This is a genomic window from Phenylobacterium sp. (genome assembly GCF_030651755.1).
Taxonomy (GTDB): domain Bacteria; phylum Pseudomonadota; class Alphaproteobacteria; order Caulobacterales; family Caulobacteraceae; genus Phenylobacterium.
Genome location: NZ_JAUSBZ010000008.1, coordinates 1 through 10,786 on the forward strand (window position 1 = coordinate 1; position 10,786 = coordinate 10,786).

Sequence of the window (10,786 nt, forward strand, 5' to 3'; positions counted from 1 at the left end):
TGGCCATCGTTCCCGCCCTCGACCTGCGCCTGCCGCAGGATGACGAAACCCACATTTCACACGCCCCGGCCAACATCGAGGCTGAGCAGGCGCTGTTGGGCGCCCTGCTCTACGACAACGCCGTCTTTGAGCGACTGGGGGACAATCTCCAGGCGCGGCACTTCTTCGAGCCCTTCCATGGCCGGCTGTACGGGGCCATCGAGACCTCCATCCGAAAGGGTCAGCTGGCCGAGCCGATCCTGATCGCCGAGCAGTTCGCCCGCGATCCGGCCTTCGAAGAACTGGGCGGCCTGCGCTACCTGGCCAACCTGGTGGACCGGGCGCCGCCGTCCACCCACGCGCCGGACTACGCCCGCGCCGTGTATGACCTGGCCCTGCGTCGAGACCTCATCCGGATTGGCCAGGAGATCGCCACCGGCGCCCAGACCGCCGACGGGGAAACCTCGGCGCGCGACCAGATCGAGGCGGCCGAGCAGCAGCTCTACGCCCTGGCCGAGACCGGCTCGGTGAGCCAGGGCTTCGTGCCCTTTGCTGACGCCCTGCATGGGGCTGTCGCCATGGCCGCCGAAGCGCATTCCCGCGACGGAGGCCTCGCGGGCCTGTCCACGGGCCTCATTGATCTCGACCAGAAGATCGGTGGCATGCACCCGTCTGACCTGGTGATCCTCGCCGCACGTCCCTCGATGGGAAAGACCTCGCTCGCCTGTAACATCGCCTTCGACGTGGCCCGCAACTATGCCTGGGAGCCGCGGCCTGACGGCACCCGCAAGACCGTCAGCGGCGGGGTCGTGGCCTTCTTCTCCCTGGAAATGTCGGCCGAGCAGCTGGCTATGCGCCTGCTGGCCGAGGCCTCTGGCGTGTCCGGCGACCGGCTGCGCAAGGGCGAGATCGACGCCATGGAGTTTGGCCGGGTGCGCGATGCAGCCTTGGAGATTCAGGAAGCGCCGCTCTACATCGACGCCACGGGCGGCCTCAGCCTGGCCAAGCTCACCGCCCGCGCGCGGCGCCTCAAGCGCACGGTCGGCCTCGACCTCGTCATGGTCGACTACCTCCAGCTGGTGACAGTGGGATCGGGCTCCAGCGACAATCGTGTGCAGGAAGTCAGCGCCATCACCCAGGGACTGAAGGCCCTGGCCAAGGAACTGTCGGTCCCAGTCATCGCCCTGTCGCAGCTGTCTCGACAGGTAGAAAACCGCGAGGACAAGCGTCCGCAACTCTCCGACCTTCGGGAATCCGGCTCCATCGAGCAGGACGCCGACATGGTCATGTTCATCTATCGGGAGAGCTACTATCTCAGCCGCACCGAGCCGCGAGAGGGAACCGAAGAACACTTCAAGTGGCAGGAGCAGATGGATCAGGTACGCGGCCTGGCCGAGATCGTCATCGGCAAGCAGCGGCACGGCCCTATCGGCACGGTGAAGCTGTCCTTCCATGAGGACCTGACCAAGTTCGGCAATCTCGCCCGGGATGGCCGCTACGATCCCCACTGATGCGCCCGGACTTGCGCCCCGCCGTTCAGCGGTTCAAGGGGAGCAGATGGCCCCCTCCTCCCGCGCCAGGCTGAGCATCGATCTCGACGCCCTGGCTCACAACTATCATGCGATCGCCGCCGAAGCGGCCGGGGCCGAGACGGCGCCTGTGGTCAAGGCCGATGGCTATGGCCTGAGCGCCGGCCCGATCGCCCGGCGGCTCTGGGCCGAGGGCGCCCGTACCTTTTTCGTCGCCCGCCTCGCCGAAGGTGAGGCCTTGCGTCGCGAGCTGGACCACAGGGCGGCGCGGATCCTGGTGTTGGACGGGTTCACCGCCGAGTGCGGCCCGCGGTTGTGCGCCTCCGGCCTCATGCCGGTGCTGAACAGCGTCGAACAGGTGGCCGCCGCCATCGCCTTCGCCGCCGGGCTGGACGCCCCCCTGCCCTGCGCCCTGCAGGCTGACACCGGGATGAATCGCCAGGGGCTCGCCCCTGGTCAGGCTCAGGCCCTGGCGGGATCGGGCGGACTGGCCGGGCTGACAGTCGATCTGGTGATGAGCCATCTGGGATCGGGCGCCATCCCGGACCATCCGCGCAATCGCCAGCAATTGGCGGCCTTCAGGGAGATCCGCGCCCTGTTCCCCGCCGCCCAGGCCAGCCTGGCGGCTTCGGCCGGCGCCTTTCTCGGTCCTGACTACCGTTTCGACCTCGTGCGGCCAGGGATAAGCCTCTATGGCGGCGGGCCGACGGAACGGCCAGATCCCCGCCTGCGAGCCGTGGCCCGCCTCGAAGCGCCGATCCTGGACATCCGCCAATTGTCGGCCGGCGATTATGTCGGCTATGGCACGACCATTCAGACTGATCACGCCACCCGGGTCGCCCTGGTGGGGGCAGGCTATGCAGACGGCGTCATCCGCGCCAGCCGCAGAAGCGGCCAGGCCTGGGCGGCCGGCGCGCTGCGTCGACTCTATATCGTCGATATGGACCTGACGGTGGTCGACCTCGGCGACGGTGAAGCAGCGCCCGGCGACATGGTGGAACTCCTGGGGCCCCATGCCCTGCTGGACGACCTGGCGCACGCCGCTGGCAGCATTGCCCATGAGTGCCTGGTGCGCCTGTCCAGCAGAGCCCAGCGAATCTATCTGGGCTCTGAGACGACTCAAACCGCCTAAGGCCGCCAAACCTTGGGCTGGGGCGTTAGACTGGCGCATCAGCGAATCAGGAGTTCCGCTTGGCCCGAGACGGCGCGGTCTATGTCTGCCAGTCCTGCGGCGGCGTCCATGGCAAGTGGGCGGGGCAGTGCCCATCCTGCGGCGCCTGGAACACCATGGTCGAAGAGGCCCAGTCGCGGCCGCCTGGCGCCCTGGCGCCCGCCAAGTCCGGCCGGGGCCAGCGGGGACTGGTGTTCGAGACCCTTGAAGCCGAGACTCCTGCGCCGCCGCGCATCCTGACAGGCGTGGCCGAGTTCGACCGGGTCTGTGGCGGCGGGGTGGTGCCAGGCTCGGCCCTGCTGGTGGGGGGGGACCCTGGGGTGGGCAAGTCCACCCTGCTGATGCAGGTGGTGGGACAGGCCGCCCTGCGCGGGGCGCGCTGCGCCTACATCTCTGGCGAGGAGGCCGTCGAGCAGGTGCGCGCCCGCGCCCATCGGATGGGCCTGGCCCAGGCGCCGGTGCAACTGGCCGCGGAGACCTCGCTTCGCATCATTCTTGATGGCCTCAAGCGCGACGCCTTCGACCTGGTGGTGATCGACTCCATCCAGACCATGTGGAGCGATGCGCATGAGGCCGCGCCGGGCTCGGTGACCCAGGTTCGCGCGGCGGCCGGCGAACTGGTCCGCATCGCCAAGAAGCGCGGCGTGGCCGTCATCCTGGTGGGGCATGTCACCAAGGAGGGCGCCATCGCCGGCCCCCGGGTGATCGAGCACATGGTGGACGCCGTGCTCACCTTCGAGGGCGAACGGGGTTATCCCTTCCGCATCCTTCGCGGGGTGAAGAACCGCTTTGGCGCCACCGACGAGATCGGGGTGTTTGAGATGGCCGACGCCGGCCTGATGGAGGTGGTCAACCCATCGGCCCTGTTCCTGAACACCGCGGGCGAACGGGCCGCAGGCGCAGCGGTGTTCGCCGGGATCGAGGGGTCGCGCCCAGTCTTGGTGGAAATCCAGGCCCTGGTCGCCCCCAGCGCCTATGGCACGCCGCGGCGCGCTGTGGTCGGCTGGGATTCCGGGCGCCTGGCCATGGTGCTAGCCGTTCTTGAGGCCCGGTGCGGCCTTGGTTTCGGTGATCGCGATGTCTATCTGAACGTGGCCGGCGGACTGCGGGTGACCGAGCCGGCGGCCGATCTCGCCGCCGCCGCGGCCCTGGCCTCCTCCGCCCTCGACGTCGCCCTTCCCCAGGACTGTGTGGTGTTCGGCGAAATCAGCCTGTCCGGCGACATCCGCCAGGTCAGCCGCATGGATGGCCGTCTGAAGGAAGCCGCCAAGCTGGGTTTTGGCCAGGCCCTGGCGCCCATGGAGGCCGAAGGTGGGTCTGGCATGAGGATCAACGCCGTGGCCCGGCTCGCGGACGCCATCACGATGATCGGCGAAGGACATTGGAAAGGTCGCAATTGACGCTGTTCGACCTGATTGCTCTGGGCCTGCTGGCCATTTCCGGTGGGGTGGGCTTCTTCCGCGGCGCCGTCCGGGAGATGGCGACCATGCTGGCCCTGCTGGTGGCCGGGGCGGCGGCGCTTTGGGGCCTGCGCTTCTCTGGCCCCATGCTGCGGGCCATGGTGGAGCCAGCCTGGGTGGCCAATGTAGCGGCCATCCTGATCGTGTTCGTGATCATCTATGTGGCTTTGCGGCTGATCGGCGGCCGGATGGCTGATCAGGTGCAGGCCACCAGTGTCCTGGGATTTCTCGACCGGCTGATCGGCGCGGGGTTCGGCCTGGTGCGCTCCCTGGTGGTGCTTGGCGCCTTCAACCTGGCCTTCCAGGCGGCGACCCCGCCGGAGCGAATGCCGCAATGGATCGCAGGTGCGGCGCTTTATCCCTTGACCGAAGCCGCCGGCGAGGTGCTGAAAGCCGTTGCGCCTAAAGGAATGGACGTGGCCGATCGGCTACGACCGGCCATCGCGGGCGCGGTTCGCGACGGCGCAGGTGATCCGCCTTCGGAAGAAGGCTATGACGTCCGCGCCCGCGACGACATCGACGATCTGGTGGAGAAATCCCGATGAGCCCCGCTTCTGCGACCTGGTCCCCCCCGGTCCGCGACCCCGATGACGACAGCCTCAGATTGGAATGCGGCGTCTTCGGCGTCTATGGGGCGGCTCAGGCCGCCGGGCTTACGGCGCTCGGGCTTCACGCCCTGCAGCACCGCGGCCAGGAAGCCTGCGGCATCGCCAGCTTCGACGGGCACAGGTTCCACACTGAGCGCCATATGGGCCGGGTCGGCGAAGCCTTCGGGGACGCCGACCTCGCCCAACGCCTGCCCGGCGGCGCCGCCATCGGCCACACCCGCTACTCCACCGCCGGCGGCAGTTTCATCCGCAATGTCCAGCCGATGTTCGCCGATCTGGAGAGCGGAGGCATTGCGCTCGCTCACAACGGCAATCTGACCAACTTCCTCACCCTGCGGCAGAACCTCGTGGCCGAGGGCGCCATCTTCCAGTCGACGTCCGACTCCGAGGTGATCCTCCACCTGGTCGCGAGGTCCCGTAAGGGTCGGATGACCGATCGCTTCATCGACGCCCTGTCGATGATCGAGGGGGGCTACGCCCTGGTCGCCCTGACCAACAAGAAGCTGATCGGGGTCCGCGACCCCCTGGGCATCCGCCCCCTGGTGCTGGGCAAGCTGGACGAGACCTGGGTTCTGGCGTCAGAGACCTGCGCCCTGGATATGATCGGCGCGCGTTTCATCCGCGACATTGAGCATGGGGAAATGGTGGTCATCGACCACAATGGGGTCGAGAGCCTGCGCCCCTTCCCCGCCGCCCGGGCCCGCCCCTGCATCTTCGAGTATGTCTATTTCGCCAGACCCGACTCGGTCGTGAATGGTCGATCGGTCTATGAGGTGCGCAAGCGTATGGGCCGCCGCCTGGCCCAGGAGAGCGCGCCGCCCTGCGACGTCGTCGTGCCGGTGCCGGACTCCGGCGTGCCCGCCGCGCTCGGCTACGCCCAGGAGACCGGCGTGCCCTATGAGATGGGGATCATGCGCAACCACTATGTGGGCCGCACCTTCATCCAGCCGACCCAGGGCGCCCGGGAGCTGGGGGTGCGCATGAAGCTGTCGCCCAACCGCGCTGTCCTGGCCGGCAAGCGGGTCATGCTGATCGATGACTCCATCGTCCGCGGCACCAACTCCCTGCGGGTGGTGCGGATGGTGCGTGAGGCCGGCGCCAAGGAGGTCCATCTTCGGTCCGGCTCGCCGCCGATCATGTGGCCCGACTTTTATGGGATCGACATGCCGGAGCGGGAGCAACTGCTCGCCGCCAACAAAAGCCTGGAAGAGATGGCTCGGATGCTGGAGGTCGACAGCCTCGGCTTCCTGTCGGTTGATGGCCTCTATTGGGCGATGGAATCGGCCCCGCGGGACCCCGCCGCCCCGCAGTTCACCGACCACTACTTCACTGGGGACTACCCGACCCGCCTGCTTGATCGGGAAATCGCCGAGGGCCGCAATGCGGCCGACGAGCGTCAGCTGACCTTCCTGGTCGACGCGTGATCTCCGCCGTTCGCGGTGCCCTCGCCCGTTTCAAGATCGATCCCTACATCCTGGCCATTCTGGCGACGGTGGTGTTCGCCTCGCTCGTACCGGCCCGGGGCCAGGCCGCCGAGGTGGTGGGGATCGCGACCAAGATCGGGGTGGCGCTGGTCTTCTTCCTCCACGGCGCCAAGCTGTCACCCCAGGCTGTGGTGGCCGGCATAGCCCATTGGCGGCTGCACCTGGTGGTCCTGGCGACCACCTTCGCCCTGTTTCCCCTGGCCGGTCTGTTCTTCTCGACGCTGCCGGCCTGGATTGTCCCCGCCGCCCTGGCGCCGGGTCTGATCTATCTCGGGTGCCTGCCCTCGACCATTCAATCGGCGGTCGGATTCACCGCCATCGCCAGGGGCAATGTCGCCGCCGCCGTCTGTGGCGCCTCTGCATCCAATATTCTGGGGGTGGCGATCACGCCGCTGCTGGTGGGGGTCCTGCTGAGCGCCCAGGGTGGCGGCCTGTCCTGGGGCGCCTTCGAGGCGATTCTTCTGCAGCTTCTGGCTCCGTTCATCGCCGGTCAGTTGCTGCGCCGCTGGATCGCCGGCTTCATCCAGCGCCACGCTAAACAGGCCAGTCTTGTGGACCGCGGCTCTATCCTGCTGGTGGTGTACAACGCCTTTTCCGGCGCCGTGGCGGTGGGAATATGGAGCCAGGTCTCGATGGGCGACCTGCTGCGCCTGTCCCTCATCTGCCTTGTCCTGCTGGTCGTCTCGATGGGCTGGACCGTTTGGATCAGCCGCAGGCTGAAATTCTCGACGGAGGACGAGGCGACGATCCTGTTCGGCGGATCGAACAAGAGTCTCGCCGCTGGCGCCCCCATGGCGGCCGTCCTGTTCCCTGCCGCGACCGTCGGCTTCGTGCTCCTGCCCATCATGCTCTACCACCAGTTCCAATTGATGGCCTGCGCCGCCATCGCCGGCCACTACGCAAAACGGGCCGACAACCCCTCAGAGACCAGCTAGACAGCCGCCATGACGGATTCTGCCAACCTCCCCCTCGCGGGGCGTATCGCCCTGGTCACTGGCGCCAGCCGCGGCATTGGGCGCGAGTGTGCGCTCGCCCTGGCGCAGGCCGGCGCCCATGTGGTGGCGCTCGCCCGAACCCAGGGCGGACTGGAAGTCCTCGACGACAAGATCCGCGCGGTCTCAGGGCGCCCCGCCACCCTGGTCCCCCTGGACCTGACTCAGGGCGACGGCATCGATCAACTGGGCCTGGCCATCCATGAGCGACACGGCCATCTCGACATCCTGGTGCATGCCGCGGCGATCCTGGGGGGCCTGAGCCCGATCTCCCACATTGACCCCGCCGCCTGGGACAAGGCGGTCGCCATCAACCTGACGGCCACCTACCGCCTCCTGCGCAGCACTGAGCGGCTCTTGAAGGCCGCGCCGGCCGGTCGCGCCCTGGTCTTCACCTCGGGGCGTGTGGCCCGCCCCAAGGCCTTCTGGGGCGCCTATGGGGCCACCAAGGCGGCCACCGAGCATCTGGTGCGCACCTGGGCTGATGAGCTGGAAAATACACAGGTCAGGGCCGCCCTGATCGATCCTGGCGCCATGCGGACAAAAATGCGCGCAGAAGCCATGCCCGGCGAGGATCCCGACTCCTTGCCCGACCCCGCCGAAATCGGCCCGATGATCATCGAACTGGCCACAGCGCCCCTCGGCCAGCCGGACAAACCGATCAGCTTCTCCGCGTGGAAGGCCGCGCAGGGGTCTTCCGACCACTGACCGGGCGAGCTCTGGTTGGACGGGCCTTGGCGCCGCCGAAACCTGACGACTTGGTCGGACGGGACGGTTTTCCCGGCTTGCCCGCCTTTGCGCCCAGGGCCTTCTTCGCCCCAGGCTTGGCGGCCGAGGTCTTGGCCTTGCGCGGTGCGGTGCGCGACGGGCCTGGAGAGCGGGACTCCCCGTCGGCATAGGGGTTGGCGCCCGACTTCACCGTCAGTCGCACCGGCACGCCGGGCAGGTCGAAGCTTTCGCGGATGGAGTGGATCAGATAGCGGCGATAGCTGTCGGGCAAGGTGCTGGCCCGGCTGGCGAACAATACGAAGGTGGGCGGCCGCGCCTTGGTCTGGGTGATGTATTTCGGACGAACCCGGCGACCGTTCACGGCCGGCGGCGGATGGCGCTGGACCGCCATGGCCAGCCAGTCATTGAGGTCTCTGGTCTTGACCTTGGTGGACCAGTCGTCGTGGGCCTTGAACACCGCCGGCATCAACCTTTCAAGATTGCGGCCGGTCTCCGCCGACAGGGCGATCATCGGCGCGCCGCGGACCTGGGGCAGCTTCCGCGAAACCTCTTCCTCGAGTTCCTTCAGACGGGCCTGCGGATCTTCGATGAGGTCCCACTTGGCCAGAACGAAGACCAGGGCGCGCCCCTCGCGCTCCACCAGGTCGGCGATCTGCAGATCCTGGATCTCCAACGGATGGGTGGCGTCCATCACCAGAAGCACCACCTCGGCGAAGGTGATCGCGCGGATCGTGTCCTGGGTGGAAAGGCGCTCCAGCTTCTCCTGCACCTTGGCCTTGCGGCGCAGGCCGGCGGTATCAACCAGGCGGATCGCCCGGTCGTCCCAGATCCCGTCGACGGGTATGGAGTCCCGGGTGATCCCCGCCTCAGGCCCGGTCAGCAGCCGGTCCTCACCGATCAGGCGGTTCACCAGAGTTGATTTGCCCGCATTGGGTCGGCCGACAATGGCCAGTTGAACCCGCTTGTCCTTGTCGTCTTCGGTGTCTTCACCGGCCTCCGGAAACAGTCGAACGACCTCGGCATAGAGATCGGCCATGCCCTCCCCGTGCTCGGCCGACACCGGAACCGGCTCGCCAAAGCCCAGGCGAAAGGCGTCCATGGTCCCGGCTTCTCCCTGTCGTCCCTCAGCCTTGTTGGCCAGGAGGATCACCGGTTTGCTGGATTTGCGGAGCAGTTCGCCAAAGACGAGATCCATGGGGGCGACCCCCTCGCGGGAGTCCATGACGAACAGGATCAGATCGGCTTCCTCGATGGCGAGTTCGGTCTGCTGGCGCATCCGCGCCTCCAGGCTCTCATCGGTGACGTCCTCGAAACCGGCGGTGTCGATCAGCTCCAGATCGATATCCCCCAGCCGCCCCGACGCGAACTTCCGGTCCCGGGTCACGCCAGGCAGGTCGTCGACAATGGCGAGCTTGCGGCCAGCCAGACGGTTGAACAGGGTGGACTTGCCCACGTTTGGGCGGCCGACGATGGCGATTTTGAGCGACATAGGCGCCCCCTGGCGCGCTGGAACAGAACCTGGTCTCCATAGACCAGTTCCGCTCAGAATAGTGCGAATCCGCGCCCCCGGCGCGGTCGAAAGACAGCCAATGGCCCTGTCGCCCTTCAGCGAAACAGGGCCGGAAGCTAGCGCAGGGCGATCAGCTGAGCGCTGTCGGTGGCCACATAGACCATGCCATCGACGGCGATCGGCTCCAGCAGGACCGGGGAGCCAAGGTTGAGCTTACGCTCCACCGCGCCGGTTTTCGGGTTGAGTACGGCCATTTCACCCGTAGATGAGGCCACGATAAGCTTGTTGGACGCCAGCAGCGGACCGGTCCACAGGGGCTTGGCCCCGGGTCTGGCGCCGATGCCGAACACGCCGCCCACCTTCTTTGCCGTGACGCCCTCATTGAGATCGCGGATCCAGTAGACCTGACCGCTCTCCCGGGAGACGCAGATGACCTCCCCGGCCTTGGACACCACATAGACCACGTCGCCTGTCGGCCATGGCGTGCTCGTGGCGGTCACGGGCAGGGTCCAGCGCGGGGCGCCGGTGCGCAGGTCGATGGCCGCAAAGGCGCCGGCATGACTGACGGCGTAGACGTCTCCGCGGTAGATGACGGGGCGGCCCGCAATGTCACGGATTTCCGAGAGGGCGTTGGTGCGCCCGCCGCGGGACAGACCCTCGTTCCAAAGGTCGTTGCCGTTGCCGCTGCGCAGGGCCACCAGCTCGCCGGAGCTGAAGGCGGCCACAACCGTATCGCCAGACACCGCGGGGCTCGAAGCCCCCAGGATACGTGCGGGCTCGCTGAGGGCCTGGTAGGTCCAGCTGGGGGCGCCTGTCGCGGTGTCGAAGGTCAGCAGGGTGTTGTCGATGGCCACCGCCATCACCCGCCCTGCGGTGACGGTGGGGGCCGCGTGGATCGGCTGCTCAGTCTGGCGACGCCATTCTACAGCCCCCGTCGCCGCGTCCAGCCGGCTGACCGACCGAAAACCGGACGTGACATAGAGTTTCCCGTCGGCATAGGCGAGGCCGCCGCCAAAGCCCTCGCGCTCGACACGTCGACCCGGTTGCAGATCAGCGTTCCAGACCACCCGCCCGCTCTTTGCGTCGATGGCCGATACGCTGGCCGAGCCGTCCATCACATAGATGCGGCCGTTGGCGGCCACCGGCGGAGCGGTGACATGGTTGCCGCGCCCCGAACCTTCCCCAAAATTGCGGCGCCAGGCGACATCGAAGCCGATCTGGGCCTCAACATGCTCCGGCGCCTGCTCCGCGGTGCCCCCCGGCAGGGGCCATGCGGCGCGTGAATAGGGCGTGGGCAGGAAGAAGTCAGCCCCTCGGAGGGTGT

Annotated in this window: 9 protein-coding genes; 7 read left to right on the plus strand and 2 right to left on the minus strand. The window is 67.7% G+C overall.

The window, feature by feature from the left end; translation table 11 throughout:
* The 7 genes from Q7V15_RS00365 to Q7V15_RS00395 all read left to right on the plus strand — a co-directional run.
* A partial coding sequence (locus Q7V15_RS00365; protein WP_304752767.1) for a replicative DNA helicase occupies positions 1-1,490 on the plus strand: 1,490 nt, incomplete at its 5' end.
* Positions 1,491-1,536: 46 nt separating this feature from the next.
* Complete coding sequence (gene alr, locus Q7V15_RS00370) at positions 1,537-2,640, plus strand: alanine racemase (RefSeq protein ID WP_304752771.1); 1,104 nt, start codon at positions 1,537-1,539, stop codon at positions 2,638-2,640.
* Positions 2,641-2,699: 59 nt separating this feature from the next.
* Positions 2,700-4,079, plus strand: a complete 1,380-nt coding sequence (radA, locus tag Q7V15_RS00375) for a DNA repair protein RadA (protein ID WP_304752773.1) — start codon at positions 2,700-2,702, stop codon at positions 4,077-4,079.
* Positions 4,076-4,684, plus strand: a complete 609-nt coding sequence (locus Q7V15_RS00380) for a CvpA family protein (protein ID WP_304752774.1) — start codon at positions 4,076-4,078, stop codon at positions 4,682-4,684. The genes radA and Q7V15_RS00380 overlap by 4 nt, the downstream gene beginning before the upstream one ends.
* A complete protein-coding gene (purF, locus tag Q7V15_RS00385; protein ID WP_304752775.1) occupies positions 4,681-6,171 on the plus strand; it encodes an amidophosphoribosyltransferase in 1,491 nt (496 codons plus the stop codon). The genes Q7V15_RS00380 and purF overlap by 4 nt, the downstream gene beginning before the upstream one ends.
* On the plus strand, positions 6,168-7,166 hold the full coding sequence (locus Q7V15_RS00390) for a bile acid:sodium symporter family protein (RefSeq protein ID WP_370689751.1): 999 nt from the start codon (positions 6,168-6,170) through the stop codon (positions 7,164-7,166). The genes purF and Q7V15_RS00390 overlap by 4 nt, the downstream gene beginning before the upstream one ends.
* A gap of 9 nt (positions 7,167-7,175) precedes the next feature.
* A complete protein-coding gene (locus Q7V15_RS00395) occupies positions 7,176-7,931 on the plus strand; it encodes an SDR family NAD(P)-dependent oxidoreductase (RefSeq protein ID WP_304752778.1) in 756 nt (251 codons plus the stop codon).
* Here the strand turns inward: Q7V15_RS00395 and der are convergent.
* Both der and Q7V15_RS00405 read right to left on the minus strand, forming a co-directional pair.
* Positions 7,885-9,441 (minus strand): ribosome biogenesis GTPase Der, encoded by a 1,557-nt coding sequence (gene der / locus Q7V15_RS00400; RefSeq protein ID WP_304752781.1) that lies wholly within the window; start codon positions 9,439-9,441, stop codon positions 7,885-7,887. The two genes, Q7V15_RS00395 and der, sit on opposite strands and share 47 nt — an antisense overlap.
* A gap of 137 nt (positions 9,442-9,578) precedes the next feature.
* Positions 9,579-10,786, minus strand: a 1,208-nt coding sequence (locus Q7V15_RS00405) for a PQQ-like beta-propeller repeat protein (RefSeq protein WP_304752783.1), incomplete at its 5' end; no start/stop codon positions are given.